This is a genomic window from Streptomyces sp. (genome assembly GCF_031181555.1).
Classification (GTDB): domain Bacteria; phylum Actinomycetota; class Actinomycetes; order Streptomycetales; family Streptomycetaceae; genus Streptomyces; species Streptomyces fimbriatus.
In genome coordinates this window covers 12,156-31,340 of the sequence record NZ_JAPSKQ010000069.1, presented here as the reverse complement: position 1 = coordinate 31,340, position 19,185 = coordinate 12,156, and the positions used below count along the sequence as shown (strand labels likewise).

General features: G+C 71.4%; 17 protein-coding genes and 1 pseudogene. 9 read left to right on the top strand and 9 right to left on the bottom strand.

The features are described from left to right. Positions 1-351: pseudogene (locus RIM90_RS16310) on the top strand (ATP-binding protein); the annotation flags it as partial. Positions 352-354: 3 nt separating this feature from the next. On the opposite strand, the gene RIM90_RS16305 reads toward RIM90_RS16310, so the two are convergent. Further along, a complete protein-coding gene (locus RIM90_RS16305) occupies positions 355-3,510 on the bottom strand; it encodes a DUF3427 domain-containing protein (RefSeq protein ID WP_309061431.1) in 3,156 nt (1,051 codons plus the stop codon). Positions 3,511-3,670: 160 nt separating this feature from the next. On the opposite strand from RIM90_RS16305, the gene RIM90_RS16300 reads away from it, so the two are divergent. Next, positions 3,671-4,711, top strand: coding sequence for a YDG/SRA domain-containing protein (locus tag RIM90_RS16300; protein WP_309061430.1), 1,041 nt, complete (start codon positions 3,671-3,673; stop codon positions 4,709-4,711). 81 nt (positions 4,712-4,792) lie between these two features. Here the strand turns inward: RIM90_RS16300 and RIM90_RS16295 are convergent, their stop codons facing one another. From RIM90_RS16295 to RIM90_RS16285, 3 genes are all read right to left on the bottom strand, one after another. Continuing rightward, positions 4,793-5,221, bottom strand: coding sequence for a DUF3592 domain-containing protein (locus tag RIM90_RS16295; RefSeq protein WP_309061429.1), 429 nt, complete (start codon positions 5,219-5,221; stop codon positions 4,793-4,795). A gap of 235 nt (positions 5,222-5,456) precedes the next feature. After that, positions 5,457-5,696, bottom strand: coding sequence for a hypothetical protein (locus RIM90_RS16290; protein WP_375165456.1), 240 nt, complete (start codon positions 5,694-5,696; stop codon positions 5,457-5,459). Positions 5,697-5,936: 240 nt separating this feature from the next. After that, entirely contained in the window at positions 5,937-6,824 is an 888-nt protein-coding gene (locus RIM90_RS16285; RefSeq protein ID WP_309061428.1) for a septum formation family protein, read from the bottom strand. A 330-nt stretch (positions 6,825-7,154) separates the two neighbouring features. On the opposite strand from RIM90_RS16285, the gene RIM90_RS16280 reads away from it, so the two are divergent. The 3 genes from RIM90_RS16280 to RIM90_RS16270 all read left to right on the top strand — a co-directional run bounded on the left by RIM90_RS16280 (position 7,155) and on the right by RIM90_RS16270 (position 10,080). Continuing rightward, positions 7,155-7,367, top strand: a complete 213-nt coding sequence (locus tag RIM90_RS16280; protein ID WP_309061427.1) for a hypothetical protein — start codon at positions 7,155-7,157, stop codon at positions 7,365-7,367. 174 nt (positions 7,368-7,541) lie between these two features. Further along, entirely contained in the window at positions 7,542-9,266 is a 1,725-nt protein-coding gene (locus RIM90_RS16275) for an amidohydrolase (RefSeq protein WP_309061426.1), read from the top strand. Between the two features lie 31 nt (positions 9,267-9,297). After that, positions 9,298-10,080, top strand: a complete 783-nt coding sequence (locus RIM90_RS16270) for a LuxR C-terminal-related transcriptional regulator (protein ID WP_309061425.1) — start codon at positions 9,298-9,300, stop codon at positions 10,078-10,080. Between the two features lie 58 nt (positions 10,081-10,138). Here RIM90_RS16270 and RIM90_RS16265 read toward each other — a convergent pair whose 3' ends face one another. Continuing rightward, positions 10,139-11,152, bottom strand: coding sequence for an SEC-C domain-containing protein (locus RIM90_RS16265; protein ID WP_309061424.1), 1,014 nt, complete (start codon positions 11,150-11,152; stop codon positions 10,139-10,141). Between the two features lie 269 nt (positions 11,153-11,421). On the opposite strand from RIM90_RS16265, the gene RIM90_RS16260 reads away from it, so the two are divergent. The 3 genes from RIM90_RS16260 (at position 11,422) to RIM90_RS16250 (ending at position 13,611) form a co-directional block, all read left to right on the top strand. Further along, positions 11,422-11,745, top strand: coding sequence for a DUF6412 domain-containing protein (locus tag RIM90_RS16260; protein WP_309061423.1), 324 nt, complete (start codon positions 11,422-11,424; stop codon positions 11,743-11,745). Positions 11,746-11,866: 121 nt separating this feature from the next. After that, a complete protein-coding gene (locus RIM90_RS16255; protein ID WP_309061422.1) occupies positions 11,867-12,589 on the top strand; it encodes a membrane protein insertase YidC in 723 nt (240 codons plus the stop codon). Positions 12,590-12,753: 164 nt separating this feature from the next. Continuing rightward, on the top strand, positions 12,754-13,611 hold the full coding sequence (locus RIM90_RS16250; protein ID WP_309061421.1) for a fumarylacetoacetate hydrolase family protein: 858 nt from the start codon (positions 12,754-12,756) through the stop codon (positions 13,609-13,611). 205 nt (positions 13,612-13,816) lie between these two features. On the opposite strand, the gene RIM90_RS16245 is transcribed toward RIM90_RS16250, so the two are convergent. The 3 genes from RIM90_RS16245 to RIM90_RS16235 all read right to left on the bottom strand — a co-directional run bounded on the left by RIM90_RS16245 (position 13,817) and on the right by RIM90_RS16235 (position 16,387). After that, positions 13,817-14,692 (bottom strand): LLM class F420-dependent oxidoreductase, encoded by an 876-nt coding sequence (locus RIM90_RS16245; RefSeq protein WP_309061420.1) that lies wholly within the window; start codon positions 14,690-14,692, stop codon positions 13,817-13,819. A gap of 115 nt (positions 14,693-14,807) precedes the next feature. After that, a complete protein-coding gene (locus RIM90_RS16240; protein WP_309061419.1) occupies positions 14,808-15,302 on the bottom strand; it encodes a heme-degrading domain-containing protein in 495 nt (164 codons plus the stop codon). Next, entirely contained in the window at positions 15,299-16,387 is a 1,089-nt protein-coding gene (locus RIM90_RS16235) for a Gfo/Idh/MocA family oxidoreductase (protein WP_309061418.1), read from the bottom strand. Before RIM90_RS16235 ends, RIM90_RS16240 begins: the two co-directional genes overlap by 4 nt. Positions 16,388-16,434: 47 nt before the next feature. Between RIM90_RS16235 and RIM90_RS16230 the strand changes: the two genes are divergently transcribed. Continuing rightward, positions 16,435-17,646 (top strand): ROK family transcriptional regulator, encoded by a 1,212-nt coding sequence (locus tag RIM90_RS16230; RefSeq protein ID WP_309061417.1) that lies wholly within the window; start codon positions 16,435-16,437, stop codon positions 17,644-17,646. A gap of 106 nt (positions 17,647-17,752) precedes the next feature. Here the strand turns inward: RIM90_RS16230 and RIM90_RS16225 are convergent. Continuing rightward, positions 17,753-19,185 (bottom strand): PQQ-dependent sugar dehydrogenase (locus RIM90_RS16225; protein WP_309061416.1); only part of this gene is annotated, 1,433 nt, incomplete at its 5' end.

Genomic DNA, 19,185 nt, shown 5'->3' with positions numbered 1-19,185 from the left:
CGAGGCATGGCGCTAGTTGATGCCCTTGTAGATCGCTGGGGCATCGAACTGCATGGCGACAGCAAGGTTACGTGGTGCGAGCTCGCCGTCGTACCAGGTGTGTCCGAGGGACATGCGAGCGGCGCACGTGTAGCGAGAGCAGCGAAGGTGCTCAACTCCTACGGAGAGAGCGAGTTCATCACGCCCCGGCGAAGCCGACTAGGTGCCATGGCGGCCGAGGCAACCGCCATCGCTGTCATCGCCGACCTCCTGCATTGGCTACAGGTTCACGGCCATGACACTGACGAGATCCTCGACCGCGCTCAAACACACTTCGAGGCCGAATTGGATGCGGCCCGTGCCTCTCGATGAAGTTCAGCCCGCAGCTACCGCCTTGGCGTACGACAACACATCCGCCGGGATCGGATGCTTCATCTTCCAGGTGATAGCCATCGGCCTATTGCCTTCATGCTTCTCGTATTCCGCAGGGCCCAGCAGCATCCATGGCTGAGCACCGCCTATGTCGGTTGTCTTGTAGCGACGGACAAACAGCAACACCTGGCTGCCCTGGGCGACGTGATGCTGATATCTCAGTCCCGTCGCGGATGCCTCCGAGGTCTGGTTCTGGGACTCCCAGTGGAACCGTGTCTCACTCAGCGCGAAGTCGCGGTAGCGAGTCTGCGGGGAGAAGTCCTTCTCATCCTTCTCGAGAGTGATGAGTAGTGCGTCGGTCTTAACGGACGCGCACCACTTCACCCCTTCGCGGAAGTCACCTGGCATGAAGCCCTCGAGGTCGGCCTGATCGAGGGCAGGAAGGATCTCTTCGCGGCTGTAGGAGGCGTGCACGGTCAGCGGGATACCTCGGTCGCCGGTCACACCGAGGAGAGGGATGGGGACGTGCTCGGTATGTGCGAGGTTGTACGCCAGTACTTGGCGCAATTCACTCCGGACAGCGTGTTGCTTTCGGAGAGCGGCAAACCCAGCGTCGTAGCTTGTGAAGCCCTTCCTCGTGACACCACCCAGCGGCCATAGCTGGAAGAAGAGCATGCGTGCGTATGCCTTCCCCTGCTCATCAAGGTCGCTGTAGGCAGGGGCGTCGTCTTCCAACATGCGCGTGTACGCGGCTACGCGCAGCGGGTCATCGACATGGAGGAAGGCAGGGACACGCTTGAGGAGCGCGGCCTCGCCCTCGGGTGCCTCGCGGTCCATCAAGCCGGCGCGGCGGAGCAGCCCGGTCCATGAGTTCCCGTTCCCCCGGTACAGTTCCTTGATTTCCCGTCCGCTTTCCTCCAGGTAGCGGCTGAGGTAAGACTCTCTGTAGTCGGCCACTTCGCGTGCCAACGTGGTCACGTTGACGCTGAGTTGGTCCTTGATATTGGCGATGATGGTGTGCTTTGCCTTTTCCTCCAGCATGATCTCGCAGCCTGAGGGGAGTTGCGGAAAGTCATGCTCGATGTGGTTCAGCAGCCGCTTGCGTGTCAGGTTCGTCAGGGCGCGGAACTGGTTCTCGAAACGGAACTCCTTGCGGTGCTGGCCGATGAAGTCAAGGATGGTCAGCACGGCCTTGTTATCAGAGCGCCGCAGGCCGCGGCCGAGTTGCTGGAGGAACACGGTCGCGCTCGAGGTGGGACGGAGGAGGAGTAGGGTGTCGACATCGGGGACATCGACTCCTTCGTTGAAGAGGTCGACCGAGAAGATCACCTGTAGTTCCCCGGACCTCAGGTCCGCGAGTGCCTGCCGTCGCTGATCAGCCGGCGTCTCCCCGGACACGGCGACAGCGTTGAAACCAGCGGAACGGAAGGTCTCCGCCATGAAGTGCGCATGAGCGACGGAGACGCAGAATCCCAACGCCCGCATATGGCTGGGGTCAGCCACCTTTTCCTCAACGGCCTTCACAACGAGGCCAGCACGGACCTTGTTGCCTGTCAGGACGTTGCTGAGCGAGCTCACGTCGTAGGCTCCGCGCTTCCACTCCACGGCACTCAGGTCGGTGTTGTCGCTGATGCCGAAGTAGTGGAAGGGGCACAAGAGCTTGTTGTCCAGTGCTTCCCACAGCCGCATCTCGGCGGCGATACGGCCGTCGAAGAACTCGTCCTGGATGTTCTTGCCATCCATGCGTTCGGGTGTGGCGGTCAGACCAAGTAGCTCCAGAGGCTGGAAGTGGTCAATGATCTTCCGGTACGTCGGCGAGGTTCCGTGATGGAACTCGTCGATCACGATGACGTCGAAGTGGTCGGGGGCGAGACGGTCGAGCGCCCTTGCGTTGAGTGACTGGACGCTTGCGAAGACATGCGTCCAGCGTTCCGGGATCTCCCCACTGTGTAGGTGCTCGCCGAAGTTCGCATCAAGCAGGATGTCCTGATAGGTCCGCATGGACTGCTGCAAGATCTCTTTGCGGTGAGCGACGAAGAGGAGACGTAGATCGCGGCCATGCCTCTGGCGGAGGTGCTTGTAGTCCAGCGCGGCCATGACCGTCTTGCCCGTGCCTGTTGCCGCTACCAAGAGGTTGCGGTGCCGATCATGTAGTTCACGTTCGACGTCAAGCCGCTCGAGCATGTCGCGCTGGTACGGATAAGGCCGTACCTCAAGGCCGGACAGCGTGATGGTTCTGTCTGCTGACGGTGCGCCCCCGGCCACTGCCAGCGCCTGCTGGAGACGGGTGCCGTCGGTGTGGGGCTCGTACTTCTCGAAGGACAGATCGTTCCAGTACGACTCGAAGGTCGCCTCAAACTTCCGCATCACATCGGGCGTGGCCACGGAGGACAAGCGCACGTTCCACTCCAGACCGTCAAGCAATGCAGCCTTTGACAGGTTCGAGCTGCCGACGTATGCCGTGTCGTAACCACTGTTCCGCCGGAACAACCACGCCTTGGCGTGAAGACGGGTCGACCGCGTTTCGTAGTTGACTTTGACCTCGGCACCGAAGTCTTCGACCAAGCGGTCCAAGGCTCGCCGCTCGGTGGCTCCGATGTACGTGGTGGTCAGGACCCGTAGGGGCACACCCCGCTCATGGGCTGCTCGCAAGGACCGTTCGATAACCCGTAGCCCGTGCCACTTGACGAAGGCGCACAGGAGATCCACGCGGTCGGCCGTCGCGAGCTCTGCGCGCAGTTCAAATCCGAGGCTTGGGTCCTCGGGAGAGTTGGTGAGGAGCGCGGTGTCTGACAGAGGGATGCCGGGGCGTACGGCGAAGACTCCAGGTGCTTCCTGCCGCGTGATCGCTAGGAGTTGCTGAGGGCCGTCTGCGACAAGGTCCACCCACTCTTGCGCTCCGTCAAGCGTGCTGATGGATTCCAAGATGTGGTTGGCCGCGTGCACGCGATCCTCAGCGGGCAGGTTGCGCAGAACGCGATGCACTGTGTGAGAGACATGTCGCGCAAGCACATGGGGGACCGATTCGGGCCCCACTGCGTCGCTCACCGGGTGCCAGCCGAGCTGAGAGAGCTCTTTCAGCTTTTGCTCGAAGCGGAGCGTGATCAGTTGCTCGTACAGGCCCGGGGCGGGGTGAGGCAGATCCTCCAGCTCGGACACGCGGGCTCCTTCGAACGCTCGGGGCAACGGGGCTCATGTGTAACAGAGAGCTCTGACAAGCCGGGCTGAGGTAGTCGATGGGGCGAGCCCTGTGGTCTCAACACAGCTTGATCCAAAAGAGAATTGACAAAGTTGATCACTCTCGCTCAAGTATGGGCGGATGGGGATCGAACGAGTCATCGGACATGTAGAAGGTGTGCCTGTAGGCGAGGTCTTCCATCGGCGACGAGACGTGCAGCGGGCGAAGTTGCACCAAACGAACCAGAAGGGCATCTCCTGGCTCGAGGACCAGGACGGCAGCAAGGTCGGAGACGCGATCGTCCTGCACGGTGGCTACGAGGACGACGAAGACCACTGGGAGTGGATCCGGTACACGGGGGCTTCGGAGGGCAAGGACAAGGATTCCACTGGCAGGTTGCTACGCAGCCAATCGTGGTCGTACGTGGACAACGCTGCACTCCGGCTCAGCTATGAACGGGGGCATCCCATCCGCGTGATCCGAGGGTACGAGGGGGACCCGCGGTACTCGCCGTCCGACTCCTACCGGTATGACGGTCTGTACGAGATCACGGACGTTCGCACGGCCATTTCCAAGCGCCCGGCCCCCGATGGGTCACCGATTCACATTTGTCAGTTCGATCTGCGGCGTCTGCCGGAACTTAAGCAGATGCAGACCCCGCTCGAGCGCCGTGTCATCGAGGTGCTGGAAGAACTCGACGATGAACAAGACCGGCAAGATGACGAACAGCAAGCGGGCGAAGAGCAGCCTGGCGAGCATCAGGACGTGGAGAAGTTCCCGCGATCGCGCACCATGCGGGTGCGCCGCTTGATCCGGGATACGGCTGCCGCGAAACGGATCAAGCAGCTCTACGAGGGGGAGTGTCAGCTGTGTGGCCTCCGGCTGGTCGGGCCGGACGGCAAGTCGTACAGCGAGGGTGCCCACATACGGCCTCTGGGGAAGCCTCACCACGGCCCCGACGTCGAGCCCAACATCCTGTGCCTCTGCCCTAACTGCCATGTGCGGCTCGACATCGGTGCGGTCGCAGTTGATGAGGACTGGTCCGTCATCGTGCGTGCGGATCTGTCGGGTGCGAGGCTCTTGCCGAAACTCACCGTGAAGGACGGCCACCGGGTCCACCCGGAGTACCTTCGCTACCACCGGAGGTACTGGGAGCAAAAAGCCCCTGGTGAGGTGCCCTAAGGGCGCGCTGAGGCCACCCGCTTCTCGGCAAGGTGAGAAGCGGGCAGAGGTCTGGTTCTTGTCGGCGTTGATCCGGATCCCTCACAAGAACGCCCCCACCCCCATCGCCACCCCGAAGATCACGAAGAAGATCCCCCAGGCCGTGTTCGCCGTCGCCGAGTACGAGACGTTCCCCGGGCGGCCGTCCTTGGTGTGGACGACCACCACCCGGCGCGGGTCCCTGGGGTCGTAGCGCAGGACGGCCGGGACGCCCCGGTGCAGGGGGTGGGACTCGTGGTTGAGGGGAGCCCGGCGGTAGGTCTGGGTGGCGGGAGTGTCGGGGCGGTCGACGGGCGGGGCCTTGTAGCGGACCTGAGGAGGATGGATCGTGGCCCCCTCGCGGCGGGCGCCGCGCGCCACCTCTCCCCGGGTGCGCACGCCCCGGACGCCGAGGCGGCCCAGGGCTCGGCGCTGGCGCCGGGCGAGGCGCAGGACCTTGACGCCCAGGGCCACCGCACCTGCGGCCGTCATGAGCACGATCGTGAGCCACGGCTGGTCCACGTGGCCTCCCCCCGGAGCCGACGTCAGTTGTCCGTGGGGACGACAGCCGTCACGCGTCGGTTCCGGGGCGTTCCCCGCCCAGACGAAGCGCGAGGCTCCTCGGATCACTGGAGCACGCAATCGACGGAGTTCCCCCGTCGCCCAGCCGCTGCGGTCGCGTGGAGGACGCTCTCGGTCTCCACGGGTCGGGCCGGCCGGGCCGTGTTCACCGGGACGGGGCCCGCCCCCGGCCGCGGTACCCGCCCAGGACGTCCTGGCGGAGCAGGTGGCCGAAGCCGGCGTACAGGTCGCGGTAGTTCCCCAGCATGTACGCGTGGAGGAAGTCCAGGGAGAGCCGCTGCTCGTCCGCGTCGCCGTGGAACTCGCGCTGGCCGGTCGACGTGATCGCCGCGTTGACGAAGAGCAGGACGTCGTCGGCCGCGACGAGGTCCCCGTACGCATCCATGCGGTTCTTCCCCCCGGGTGTGGACGCCGGCCGGGGAATGGGGGCGCGAGCTGCGAATCGTTGCTTCAGAGGCAGGTTCCGGAAGTCGCACCGGAGTCCCGCGGCCGGCCCCGGGACCGTAACAGGGCGGGCCGCGGGCCCTCCACCGACTTACGTCACCCCGCCGGCCGGTCCGCACCTCGGGTCAGGGCCAGGGGGCCGGGTCCTCGGCGGACACGGCCCCGCCGACCCGACGGGGCGTCAGCCCGCCCAGACCTCGGCCTCGTCGGCCGGGACGGTGGTGGCCAGGCCCAGCTCCTTGCGGGCGGCGACCGACTCGTTCGGGTCGATGCCGGTGAACGCCGGGTCGTAGGCGGTGTAGAACGCGTCGGCGTCGGCGGCGTTCGCGGCCTTCTTCCAGTTGCCGGCCGCCTTCGTCAGCGTCGCGCGGAGCTTGCCGACCTCGGTGCCCTCGATGCCGTCCAGGCCCTCGACGTGTGCGTCGAGGGCGGACGCGACGGCCTTGGCCTGCGCCTTGTAGCCGGCCAGGTCGTCCTCGACGGTGTCCTTCTCGGGCTGGTTCGCCCACAGGGCCTCGTAGACCGCGTTCGAACCCTCGAGGTACGTGATCTGCTCGGGCCCGAGGGACTTCGCGGTGCCCAGCGAGCCCTTGAACGTGCTCTTCTCCGCGGTGTAGGTGCAGCTCACCGCGCGGTCACCCGTCGCCCAGCTCTCCTTGGTCGGGGTGTAGTAGAAGAGGCTGACGCCCTGGGGGAGCGCCCAGGTGTCCGGGGCGTACTTCTGCGCCTCGATTGGGCAGCGCTCGTCCGCGATCGCCGCGACCTCGTCGTCGCCGGGGTACTCCTTGCCCTCGTCGATCGCGAACTCGCCGACGACCTGGCCCTCGTGCGCCTCGTCGCAGGGCACGATCTCGACGGCGTACGCCTCCCCCTCGGCCTTGCCGTTCGGGTTGTAGCAGTCGCCGAGGTCCAGCGAGAACACCGAGCGCTGGCGGGCCACCTTCTTCGCGCCGTCCTTGGCGCTGTCGACGGCGTCGGAGACGTCCGAGCATCCCACCGCGCCGATCGCGAGCAGGGCGGCAACGGCAGGTATGCCGCGAAGTGAACGGTGCGGGGCGCGGATCGCCATGACGTGTACATCCTCTTATTTGATCTTTATGGGGGGCGCGCGCATCGTATGCCATTCCCGGCCCGGTCGTGCGACGGCCCCTGCCTCGTCGCAGCGTCTCCGACCAGCGACGGGCCGTGAAGGTTGTATCCGGGGTGCTCGCGGGTGGGGGACGGGAGGGCCCGGGGACGCTTCCGTCGCGCGTCGACCGGCGGACCCGCGTTGCCGTGGCCGAAGACGGAAGACGCGGACGGCTTTTCTCGGACGGGGCTCCTGGGGTTTCCGTCATGAACGTGGAGCGAGGCGGAGTACCTCGAGTGTCCGCGGTCCGAGCGGCGTGCCTTCGCGTGGGTGATGCGGCACTACGGCGGCCTGGCACCGGCGGAGGCCCGGGAGGAAGCCCTGGAGTGCCACCCGTACGAGCCGGCCGACCACGCCTGCCGCGGCCTCGTCCTCCACGACGAGGCCTGGCACTGGGCGATGCTGACGACCCACGGTGACCGGTACGCGGTGGAGCATCCCGAACCGGCCGGTCCGCCGGCCGAGGACGAAGCCCTCGGGTGAAGGCCGGGCACCACGGGCACGGCGCCCGCTTCCCTCGCCGTGGTGCGGGAGGGCGCGTATCGAGGGCGCACATCGGTGGGATGACCGATGTGCGGGGGAGGGGGGCGCGGTCATAGTCCTCGGGAGATCGTTCGCGGGTGGCCGTGGTGCGCCCGGTTTTCGAAAGGACCTTCTGTGGACACGCATGGGGACACGTACGCGGATCTGGTGTTTCTCGGCGGGCGGGTGGTCACCGTCGATGCGGGGTTCTCCGTCGCCTCGGCCCTGGCGGTGACCGGTGGGATCATCAGTGCCGTCGGCGGGCGGGACGACGTCGCGCCGCTCGTCGGACCCGGCACCCGCGTCGTCGACCTGCGGGGGGCGACGCTGCTTCCCGGCATCAACGATTCCCATCTGCACGGGTGCGCCTTCGGCATGGCGTCGCCGCCGCTCTCCCTCGACCTCGGCCATCCCGCCGTGTCCTCCCTCGCGGACGTGGCCGAGGCGGTGCGGGAGGCCGTCGGGCGGACTCCGGGCGGGCGGTGGATCACGGGGCACGGCTGGGACACCGGGTACCTCGACGAGTGCCTCGCCGATCCGTCGCGGCAGCCCTCGCGGCGCGACCTCGACGCCGTCAGCCCGGACCACCCCGTCGTCCTGTACTCCTTCTCCGGGCACGCCACCTGGGTCAACTCCAGGGCGCTGGAGCTCATCGGGATCGACCGGCACACCGTCGCGCCGCCCGGCGGGGCCGTCGTCGTGGACGAGACCGGGGAGCCGACCGGGCTGCTCCACGAGGGGGCCCAGGCCCTCGTCCAGAACGCGCTGCCGCCGCTCGGCCGGCAGGAGCGGACCGACGCGATCAGGTCGACCCTCGCCACGCTCGCCCGGCTCGGCGTGACCAGCTACACCGAGCCCGGGCTCGGTCCCGGCGGCGACGGCATCATGCGGGGCGCGCTCGGCTCCGAGACCCTCGACGTCTACCGCCGGCTGCTGGCCGACGGCGAACTGACCGCCCGCGTCGGCGTCCTGCTCCTGCCCACCGGGATGGCGAGCACCGCCGAGGAGTTCAGCCGCACCCTGACCGCCCTCGACGCGTCGGGCGTCGCCGGCGACGCCGATCCGCGCCGCCTCGCGATCCACGGGGTCAAGATCTTCGCGGACGGCATCGTCCCCAACAAGACGGCCTGGATGCACGAGCCGTACGTCGGCGGCGGCTGCGGCTCCCTGTGCGTCGGCGGCGAGACCGACGCCGAGCGGATCGCCGAGATCGGCGCCATGATCCGGCACGCCCACGCCGCCGGGCACCAGCTGGGCGTCCACGTCACCGGCGACCGGGCCGCCGACACCGTCGCGGACGCCTTCGCCGCGGCCGTGGCCGAGCACCCGCGGCCCGACGCCCGCCACTACCTCATCCACGGCGACTTCCTCACCGCGCGCAGCATGAAGGTGCTGGCCGCGCACGGCTTCGGCGTCAACATGAACCCCACCATCAAGTGGACCGTCGCCGACATGGAGGAGGAGTTCGTCGGCGCCGAACGGGCCGCGTACGCGTGGCCCTACCGCGACGCCCTCGACGCCGGCGTGCGGGTCGCGAGCGGGTCCGACGCCCCCGTCACGCACCCGGACTGGCGCCAGGGCGTCGCCACCATGGTGCTGCGCGAGTCGAAGGCGGCCGGCCGGGTCAGCGGTCCCGAGCAGCGCATCGGCCTGGCCGAGGCGATCCGTACGTACACGATCGACGCGGCCTGGCAGGACTTCGCCGACGACTGGAAGGGCTCCCTGGAGCCGGGCAAGGTCGCCGACCTCTGCGTGCTCGACGGGGACCTGCTCGCCGCCGACCCCCACGACATCCCGGAGATGCCCGTCGTCCTCACCGTCGTGGACGGGCGGGTCGTGCACGACACCCTTCGCGATTGACGTATTCCGGGCACGTGATCATCCTTGGGGGATGGCAGCGCAGCGGAGCACGGCGGAGATCCTGGACGCGGCCGTCCACGTCCGTGAGGCCGCCAGGAGCGCCACGACCGGCGCGACCGGCGTCGACGCGGTCCTGACGGCGCTGTCGGAGGTGATGGAGTACGACCACGCCTCCCTGGCCCGGTGGGATCCGCTGCGGCGGTGCCACGTCACCCTGGCCGGGAGCTACCCGGACGACGCCACGGCCTACATCGAGACCCGCCTCCACCACGACCCGGTGTTCCCCGTGCTCCGCGGCCCGGCCCGGGGCGGTCTCTGGCTCAAGGACGTCCCCCGGCGGCTCCTGGCGTCGTCCCCGGGCTTCCAGGAGGTGCTGCGTCCCCTCGGCATCGAGGGCGGCGTGGCCCAGTGCCTGTTCGCCGCCGACGGCCGGTACGTCGGCATGCTGAACGTCAGCACCCGCCGGCCGCGGCGCACGCCCGGTCCGGCGCGCGCCGTGGTCACCCTGCTCACCGAGGCCCTCGCCGCGGCCGTCGACCCCCGTACGGGCCGGCCGCCCGAGGAGGACGCCGCGGCCGGCCCCGACGCGCGGCACCCGGACACGCGGCGGCCCGGCGGGCTCTCGCCCCGGGAGCTCCAGGTGCTGGCCGAACTGACCACCGGCCGCACCAACCGGGAGATCGCCGAGCGGCTGTACATCACGCCGCGCACCGTGGGGACCCACATCGAGCACATCCTCGCCAAGCTCGACCTCCCCAACCGCGCGGCCGCCGCCGCCCGGGCCGCCGCCTGGGGAATCGAACCCTCCCGCTGACGCGGGTCCGCGTCCCCGTCACGCGTCCCCGTCACGCGGCTCCGTCGGGCGGGCTCCGTCACGCGTCCCCGTGGCACTCCCCGTACGTGCGGCCCGATCCGCACCAGCACTCCGCCCCGCGCTCCGGCGGCCAGGCGACCGCCCGGCCCCGGGCCGCCAGCGTCGTCGCGTACTGCGGCAGCAGCGTCGCGTCCCCGGGCGCCGCCCCCTCCGACGCCGCGAAGGCCTCGTACGAGGGGACCGTGCCCGTGACGACGCCCAGGTTCGGCGTGCCCGACGCCGACAGCTCCCGCAGGGCCGTCTCTATGGCCGCGAGGTGCTCCTCGTAGGTCGGGTACTCCTCCGTCAGCGACGGGTACGCCTCCGTCAGTTCCGCCAGTTCGTCCGCCGGCCAGCGGAGGATCGCCACCGGGAAGGGACGGGACAGGGCCTCCCGGTACGCGCCCAGTTCCGCCCGCAGCCGCGTGATCTCCGCCTCCAGCTCCGCCGGGTTCTCCGAGCCCAGGGACCACACGCGCTTGGGGTCGTGGAGCTCGTCCAGGGTGATCGGGAGGGTGTGGACGGAGTCGGCCAGGGCGTCCCACTCGTCGTGGGCCGCACCCAGCATCCTGCGGACGCGGTGGCGGCCGAAGAGGAGGGGGTGGGTGGCGCGCGGGGGCTCGGTCACACCGGTCAGGAGCAGGTGCGCCGCCTGCGTGAACGCCTCGTGCGCCTGCTCCAGCTCGTCGTGGGCCTCCAGGGCCTCCGCGACGATCACCCAGGGGGCCGGGTCGCGCGGGGCCGCCGTGCGGATGCCGTCGATGATCGCGCGGGCCTCCGCCTCGTGGCCGTACTCCCAGAGGTTCGAGGCCTTCAGGGCGCGGACCAGGAAGGGGTTGTCCAGCCCGGTGCCGGAGGCCAGCAGGCGGTCGTAGAGGGCGGTCGCGGCGGGGCGGTCGCCGGAGAGTTCCCGGTGGGCGGCGGCGCGCAGCAGCAGGGCCTCGGCGTCCTCGGGATACAGCTCGGCGGTCCGCTCCAGGCGTGCCGCTTCGGAGATGTGGTCGACGTTTTCGGCAGGCGTGTCGGGGCGCATGGGGGACACCGTACTGCCGTCCGGTGACAGAGGGGGGACCGCGGCGGGCCGGAGGGTGCCCTCCGGTGCGTACGGCGGTTCTCCCGCCCGTCCCGGAACCGTCGGGCCGGTTCCGGACGTTGGGAGGGTGCCGGGGCCCGGACTCGGACCGGACCCGATGGTTCCGGGGGGAGGGGCGGCGGGGCGGCCGGCGACGTGGTTCGATGGTCGGTGTGCCGGTCGACGGACCGGTCGATGGGGCGGTCGAGGGGCGAAGGGGGGAGCGGCGAGTGATCCGCAGCCGGGCGACGACCGTGCGTCCTGCCCTTGTCGTGCTCCTGCCGCTGCTCCAGGTCGCCCTGTTCCTCCTGTCGGACGCCGGCGGCCTCACCGCCGGCGTCGCGCTCGCCGCGACCGCCGCGGCCGGTGCCGCGCTCGCCACCTGCGCGCTCGTCGCCGCGCGCTGCGCACCCGTCGTGCCGCCCGCCCGGGTGCGCACGGCCATACGCGACCGCGACCGGCGTACCGCCTTCCTGCCGCAACGCGACCCCGACGCCAAGGGGCGCACCCGGCCCCGGGCCCCCGGCCACGCCCTTCCGGCGACCGCCGCGTAGGGCACCCGTGGTTCCACCGCACGACGCGTGACCCCGCGCGGGTCGTCATGCCGCCATTCCCGTTCCCGCCCCGTCACGCCGGGGCCCTGGCCGCACGACGAGACCCCCGGAGGGCTCACCCATGTCCGTCTTCGCCAGCCTGGTCGAGCACCTGGCCGACCTGCTCCAGCCGCTGTTCGGCGCCTTTGCGGCGGCCGCCGCGATCGTCCTGTTCACCGCGTTCGTACGCCTCCTCGTCCACCCCCTGTCCCGGGCCGCCGCGCGCGGTCAGCGGGCCCGGGCCGAACTCCAGCCGAAGATCGCCGAGCTGCGCCGCAGGTACGGCAGGAACCCCGAGAGGCTCCAGGAGGCCGTACTGGAACTGCACGCCCGGGAGAAGGTGTCGCCGCTGTCCGGGTGCCTGCCGAGCCTGTTCCAGCTGCCGGCGTTCTTCCTGCTGTACCACCTGTTCTCCAGCGAGACGATCGGCGGCCGTCCCAACGAACTGCTCGGGCACGAGCTGTTCGCCGCGCCGCTGGGCGGGCGGTGGGCCGACGCGCTGGGCGAGGGCGGTCCGCTCGGCGGGCCGGGGCTCGTCTACGCCGGGCTGTTCGCGCTCGTCGCGCTCGTCGCCGTCTTCGGCTACCGGCTGACGAAGCGGACGATGGCCGCGAACGCGGCGCCGGCGGCGGCCGGGGGCGACGGCGGGGAGCAGGTGCCGGGGATGGCCGCGGTGACCAGGGTGATGCCCTTCATGTCCTTCCTGACGCTGATCACCGTGGCCGTGGTGCCGCTGGCCGCCGCGCTGTACATGGTCACCAGTACGACGTGGAGCGTGGTGGAGCGGGCCGTCCTGTACCGGTGACGGCGCCGGGCCGCGCGTGCGGTGCGGCCCGGTCCAGTACGTGAACGGGGTATTGCGGAGTGGACGTTCGCCTTGGAGGATCGACCAGTCCTCCGATGGCTGTGCGTGCTCGCCGCACCCGGGCCGTGTGCATCGGCGGGCCCGCGATCGAGGGAGACGTGATCATGAAGCTGCTGCGAGTCGGTACGGCGGGACAGGAGCGGCCCGCGCTGCTCGACGCCGACGGGACCCTGCGGGACCTCTCGGGTCTCGTCGCGGACATCGACGGGGCGCTGCTCGCCGACGAGGCGGCCCTCGGCCGGATCCGGGCCGCCGCCGACGCCGGTGAGCTGCTCGCGCTGGACGAGGCGGGGCTGCGGATCGGGCCGCCGCTGGCACGGATCGGCAAGATCGTCTGCATCGGGCTCAACTACCACGACCACGCGCGCGAGACGGGCGCCGAGCCGCCCGCCGAGCCGGTGATCTTCTTCAAGGCGGCGGACACGGTCGTCGGCCCGAACGACACGGTGCTGGTGCCGCGCGGGTCGGTCAAGACCGACTGGGAGGTCGAGCTGGCCGTCGTCATCGGGCGTACGGCGCGGTACCTGGAGTCGGCGGAGGAAGGGCTCGCGCACGTCGCCGGGTACGCCGTCGCGCACGACGTCTCCGAGCGGGAGTTCCAGATCGAGCGGGGCGGCACCTGGGACAAGGGCAAGAACTGCGAGACCTTCAACCCGCTCGGGCCGTGGCTGGTGACCGCCGACGAGGTCGCCGACCCGCAGGACCTGTCCCTGCGGCTGTGGGTCAACGGGGAGCTCAAGCAGGACGGCACCACCGCCGACCAGATCTTCCCGGTGGGCGAAGTCGTGCGCTACGTCAGCCGGTTCATGACGCTGTACCCGGGGGACGTCATCAACACCGGTACGCCGGCGGGGGTGGCGCTGGGGCAGCCGGAGCCGAAGCCGTTCCTGCGCGCCGGGGACGTGGTGGAGCTGGAGATCGAGGGCCTCGGGCGGCAGCGGCAGGAGCTCAAGGACGCGTAGGCGCTCCGCCGGGGGAGCCGGGCGACTACGGGGTGGGGGCTGCGGTGTGTTGTCGGCCGCGGGTTCGGTGTGGCTGGTCGCGCAGTTCCCCGCGCCCCTGGGGTCGGTCGACTCGCGTCAGGAGAGAAGCGGGCCGGGAGCAAGGGGCGGGGGAGCCGCGGGTTCGGTGTGGTCGGCCGCACGGGTCCCCCGTCCCCTCTTGTGCTCAGGCGAGCAGGGAAGCGAGCCGGCGCCAGGCGTCCCGGGGCAGGGCGTCCCGGGACCGGTCGTCGACGATCTGGAGGGCCACGTGGTCCGCGCCCGCCGAGAGGAAGGTGTCGATGCGGTCGCGGATCCTGCTCTCCTCGCCCCACGCGAACACCGCGTCGACCAGGCGGTCGCTGCCGCCGTCGGCCAGGTCGTCCTCGGTGAAGCCCAGGCGGAGGAAGTTGTTCGTGTAGTTGGGCAGCCCGAGGTACGGGGCCAGGCTCGCGCGGGCGAGCGCGCGGGCCCGGGCCGGGTCCGGTTCGAGGACGACCTTCAACTCGGGGGCCAGCAGCGGGGCCTCGCCGAGGATGCCCCGGGCCCGCGCGGTGTGCTCCGGGGTGACCAGGTACGGGATCGTGCCGAGCGCCCGGTCGCGGGACAGCTCCAGGGTCCTCGGGCCGAGGGCGGCGACGACCCGGCGGCCGGCCGGGACCCCGGCCTCGTCCAGCGCGTCGAGGTAGGCGACGAGGGACGCGTAGGGGCGGCGGTACCGGTCGGCGAGCTTGGCGTGGCTGACGCCGAGGCCGAGCAGGAAACGGCCGGGGTGGGCCGCCTCCAGCTCGGCGAAGCCCGCGGCGGCGTCCCCGGCCCCGTACTGCCAGATGCTCTGGATGCTGGTGCCGACGGTGAGCGTCGAGGTCGCCTCGACGAGCGGCACCGCGTGGCGGACGGCGCTGTTGCCGCCCAGCCAGGCCGCGCCGAAGCCCAGTTCCTCCAACTCGGCGGCCGCCTCGGCCAGTTCGCCGCGCCGGGAGGGATCCTCCGCACGCAGTCCGACGCTCCAGATGCCGTACCGGCCGATGCTCTGCTTCGGGATGTCCGCGGTGTCGCTCATGGGTGTCCGGCCCTTCCGTGACGGGGTGCCTGCCGTGGCTGATCACGCCTACGGCAGGCACCAACCGCGCGGAGGGCGCCGGTAATCCCCCGGTGCGGCCGAACGGGGGACGGCCCTAGCGGTCGGCCAGGAACCGTTCCAGGGCCTCCACCACGAAGCGGTGGTCCTGGAGCTGGGGGAGGCCGGAGACCGTCACCGCGCCGATCACGCCCACGCCCTCGACGGTGATCGGGAAGGAACCGCCGTGCGCCGCGTACGTGTCCGGGTCGAGGCGCGAGGACTCCTCGAACGTGGTGCCCTTGGCCCGGTGGCGGGCGCCCACCAGGTAGGACGCGCAGCCGTAGCGCTCCACGACCCGGCGCTTGCGGGCGATCCAGGCGTCGTTGTCGGGCGCCGAGCCGGGCAGCGCCGCGTGGAAGAGCTGCTGGCCCGCGCGGTGGATGTCGACGGCGACCGGGGCCTGCCGCTCCCGGGCCATCTCGACCAGCAGCGAGCCCAGCGCCCAGGCGTCGTCGTGGGTGAAGCGCCGGAAGACCAGGCGGCGTTCCTGCGCCTCCAGCTCCTCCACGGTCGGGGTGAGTTCCGGCTCGCGGGACTGTCCGGTCGTCACAGTGTCACCGTCACCTTCTCCAGGGCCGAACGACGGGCCGCCTCCAGCACGTCCAGGGCGGCGGCGGCCTCCAGCGCGGTCACCGGGTTGGGGCCGTCCCCGCGCAGGGCCTTCGCCACGGCCGCGTAGTAGGCGGGGTAGTCGCCCGGCAGGGTCGGCTCGGGGCGTCCGCCGCCGGTCACCGGGGACTCCCCGGACCCGACGCGGCCCCACAGCTCCTCGGGCTCCGTGCCCCAGTCGGCGCCCGTCGCGCCGGGACGCCGGCCGTCGCGCAGGGCGGCCTCCTGCGGGTCGAGGCCGTACTTGACGTAGCCGGCCTTCGAGCCCAGGACGCGGAACCGCGGGCCGAGCTGGGCCGTGGTCGCGGAGACGTAGAGGTGGGAGCGGACGCCGCCGGCGTGCGTGAGCGCGAGGAAGGTGTCGTCGTCGGTCTGCGCGCCCGCGCGGCGGATGTCCGTCTCGGCGTAGACGGCGGTCACCGGGCCGAACAGGACGAGTGCCTGGTCGACGACGTGGCTGCCGAGGTCGTAGAGCAGACCTCCGATCTCTGCGGGGTCGCCCGACTCCCGCCAGCCTCCCTTGAGCTGCGGACGCCAGCGCTCGAAACGGGACTCGAAGCGGTACACGTCGCCGAGTCCGCCCTCGTCGATCAGCTTGCGCAGGGTGAGGAAGTCGTTGTCCCAGCGGCGGTTCTGGAAGACGGACAGGAGCAGGCCGCGCTCCTCGGCGAGCGCCGCCAGCCCGCGCGCCTCGGCCGCCGTGCCCGCGACGGGCTTGTCCACGACGACCGGCAGACCGGCCTTCAGGGCGGCGGTGGCGAGCGGGACGTGCGTCCTGTTCGGCGACGCGATGACGATCAGGTCGAGCTCGTCGGCGCGGCCGAACAGCTCGTCCGGGGTCGCGGCGACGCGGACGTCCGGGAACTCGGTGCGGGCCTGCTGCTGCCGCTCGGGGTTCGAGGTGACCACCGTGTCGAGCGCGAGGCCCCCGGTCGCGGCGATCAGCGGGGCGTGGAACACGGAGCCCGCGAGGCCGTAGCCGACGAGGCCGACGCGCAGGGGGGCGCCGGGGGGAGTACCAGTCATGGCACTACTTTCGCAACGGTGTTGCCAAAGTGCAAGCGCCGAGGACAATGGGCGGCGTGAACAGGACGAACGGCGGGGCGGTCACCCCGGGCGGCGGCATCCGGGGCGCGACGGGCGGCGCCAATCTGCTCGCCCTGCGCAGCCACAACACCGCCCTGGTGCTCGACCTGCTGCGCACGGCCGGCGCGGAGGGCATCAGCCGGCTCGAACTCGCCGAGCGGACCGGCCTCACCCCGCAGGCGGTCAGCAAGATCACCGCCCGGCTCCGGGAGGACGGCCTCGCCGCCGAGGCCGGGCGCCGCGCGTCCACGGGCGGCAAGCCGCGCACGGTCCTGCGGCTGGTCCCGGAGGCGGGGCACGCGGTCGGCGTGCACCTGGACCGCGACGAGCTGCGGGCGGTGCTGGTCGACCTCAGGGGCGCCGTGGTGGGGGAGCGGCGGTCCCCGCTGGACCTGGGGGCGGGCGCGGAGGCCGTGCTGGCGGGGGTGACACGGGCGGCGGAAGGACTGGTGGCGGAGGCACTGCGGCCCTCCGGGGGGCCGGCGACGGAGGCGCCGCGGTCGCCCGGGGGGCCGGCGGGCCTCGCCGCCGACCCCACCCTCCTCGGTCTCGGCGTCGCCCTCCCCGGCCCGCTCGACCACGCCCGGGGGGTCCTGCACCGGGTCACCGGCTTCCCCGAGTGGGACGGCTTCCCGCTGCGGGACGCGCTGGCGCGGCGGCTCGGCGTGCCGGTCGTCGTGGACAAGGACACCAACGCGGCGGCGCTCGGCCTCGCGGTCGGCGGCGAGAGCGGCTCCTTCGCCTATCTGCACCTCGGTACGGGACTCGGCGCGGGCCTCGTGATCGGCGGAAGCGTGCACCGGGGCGCCCGGACCGGCGCCGGCGAGTTCGGGCACCAGGTCATCCAGCTGGACGGGCCGCCGTGCACCTGCGGCGCCCGCGGCTGCGTCGAGGCCCTGTGCCTGGCCGCCGTCGCCCGCGACGACCTCGCCGAGGCGGCCCGGGTGCTGGGCGCGGGCGCCGCCAACCTCGTCGGCCTGCTCGACATCGACCTGGTCCTGCTCGGCGGCCGTACCGTCGGCGCCGCGCCCGAGGCGTTCGTCCACGGGGTCGGCGCCGTCCTCGACGCCCGCGCCCGGCGCGAGGGCGGGCGCGACGCCGCCGTACCGGTGCGGATCGCGCCCGGCGGGACGCGCGGGGTCGCGGAGGGCGCGGCCCAGCTGCTGCTCGCGCCGCTGTTCGGGCGGGGGGACGCCTGACGGAGGCGGCCCCGGCCCCGACGGGAGCGTCCCGGCCCGCGTTCCCGGCCCACGGGCCGGTGTGTTCACGGGCCGGTGCGCTCCCGGACCGGTGCGCCGGCGCCGCTCAGCGGCCGACGGCGCACGCGTCCCCGTTGAGCGTGAACCGCGGTGGCGGCGACGCGTCGCCGGTGTGGCTCGCCAGGTAGCCGAGGGTGATGCTCGCGCCCGGGGCGATCGTGCCGTTGTGCGAGGCGTCGGCCGCCGTGATCACGTTGCTTCCCTGGGTCAGGTCCGTGTTCCAGTCGGAGACGACGGTCTGCCCGAGGGCCAGCGGGAACTCCAGCGTCCAGCCGTTCACCGGGGTGCCGCCGGTGTTGGTGACGGTGAGGTCGACGGTCGTGCCGGTCCCCCAGGCCCGCACGGTGCGGTCCACCCGGCAGGTGGGCTCCTCCCGCGCGAACGACACGCGGTGCAGGCCGCCGGGCAGGTCGTTCACCACGTAGAACTCTCCGTCCGCGGTCGTGCCGATCGACGTCACCTGGGTGGGCATCTCCCCGATCTCGGCCTGCTCGTAGCCGCCCCGGCCGTCGGGGCGCAGCGCCCAGACGGTGGACGAGCAGTAGTCGGTGGCGATGTACGTGCCGCCGGCCAGGTCGGCGTACTCCCGGCCCCGGTAGACGTGCCCGCCGATGACCGAGCAGCCGCCGGTGTAGGGGGAGTACGTGAAGACCGGCTCGGTGTGCGTCTCGCCGGGCACGCAGTGGCCGCCGCCGTCGAACTTCTCCAGCCCCTCGTAGCAGGACCAGCCGAGGTTCAGCCCGCCCCGCCCGGGGGCGAGGTGGTCGATCTCCTCCCAGCGGCCCTGGCCGACGTCGCCGATCCACATCGAGCCGTCGGCGCCGTCGAAGGAGAACCGCCACGGGTTGCGCAGTCCGTACAGCCAGATCTCCCCGCGGGCGCCGGGGGTGCCGGCGAAGGGGTTGTCGCCGGGGACGCAGTAGGCGAGCGGGGCGCAGGAGCGGCTCACGTCGATGCGCAGGATCTTGCCCAGCAGGGTGTCCAGCCGCTGCCCGGCGCGGAAGGGGTCCGCCGAGCCGCCGCCGTCGCCGATGCTCCAGTACAGGTGGCCGTCGGGGCCGAACGCGAGCTGGCCGCCGTTGTGGTTGCTGTACTCGGCGTGCTCCTGGGAGAGCAGGACCTCCAGGCGGGACTCGTCGAGCCGGTAACGGGCGAGCGTGACCGCGCCGTCGGGCAGCGCCGTGTACGCCAGGTACAGGGTCCGGCTGTCGGCGAAGTCGGGCGGGAGGGCGATGCCGAGCAGGCCGCGCTCGTTGCCCGACTCGTCCACGGCCGGGGTGATGTCGATCAGCGGGGTCCGGGCCAGGCCGGTGTCCGGGTGGTAGACGCGGACGGTGCCGGACTTCTCGGTGATGAACAGCCGGTCCGTGCCGTCGTCGGGGGCGGCGAGGGCGGTGGGCCGTCTCAGCCCGGAGGCGACCTGGGTGGTGGTCGCGTGGAGCGACGGCAGGGGGACGGGTGACGCGTTCTCCGCCGCCG

Excerpts from the sequence above, each read along its gene's own strand:
- RIM90_RS16300 (WP_309061430.1), top strand. The coding sequence starts at position 3,671 with ATGGGGATCGAACGAGTCATCGGACATGTAGAAGGTGTGCCTGTAGGC.
- RIM90_RS16295 (WP_309061429.1), bottom strand. The coding sequence starts at position 5,221 with ATGACGGCCGCAGGTGCGGTGGCCCTGGGCGTCAAGGTCCTGCGCCTC.
- RIM90_RS16290 (WP_375165456.1), bottom strand. The coding sequence starts at position 5,696 with ATGGATGCGTACGGGGACCTCGTCGCGGCCGACGACGTCCTGCTCTTC.
- RIM90_RS16285 (WP_309061428.1), bottom strand. The coding sequence starts at position 6,824 with ATGGCGATCCGCGCCCCGCACCGTTCACTTCGCGGCATACCTGCCGTT.
- RIM90_RS16270 (WP_309061425.1), top strand. The coding sequence starts at position 9,298 with ATGGCAGCGCAGCGGAGCACGGCGGAGATCCTGGACGCGGCCGTCCAC.
- RIM90_RS16265 (WP_309061424.1), bottom strand. The coding sequence starts at position 11,152 with ATGCGCCCCGACACGCCTGCCGAAAACGTCGACCACATCTCCGAAGCG.
- RIM90_RS16255 (WP_309061422.1), top strand. The coding sequence starts at position 11,867 with ATGTCCGTCTTCGCCAGCCTGGTCGAGCACCTGGCCGACCTGCTCCAG.
- RIM90_RS16250 (WP_309061421.1), top strand. The coding sequence starts at position 12,754 with ATGAAGCTGCTGCGAGTCGGTACGGCGGGACAGGAGCGGCCCGCGCTG.
- RIM90_RS16245 (WP_309061420.1), bottom strand. The coding sequence starts at position 14,692 with ATGAGCGACACCGCGGACATCCCGAAGCAGAGCATCGGCCGGTACGGC.
- RIM90_RS16235 (WP_309061418.1), bottom strand. The coding sequence starts at position 16,387 with ATGACTGGTACTCCCCCCGGCGCCCCCCTGCGCGTCGGCCTCGTCGGC.
- RIM90_RS16230 (WP_309061417.1), top strand. The coding sequence starts at position 16,435 with ATGGGCGGCGTGAACAGGACGAACGGCGGGGCGGTCACCCCGGGCGGC.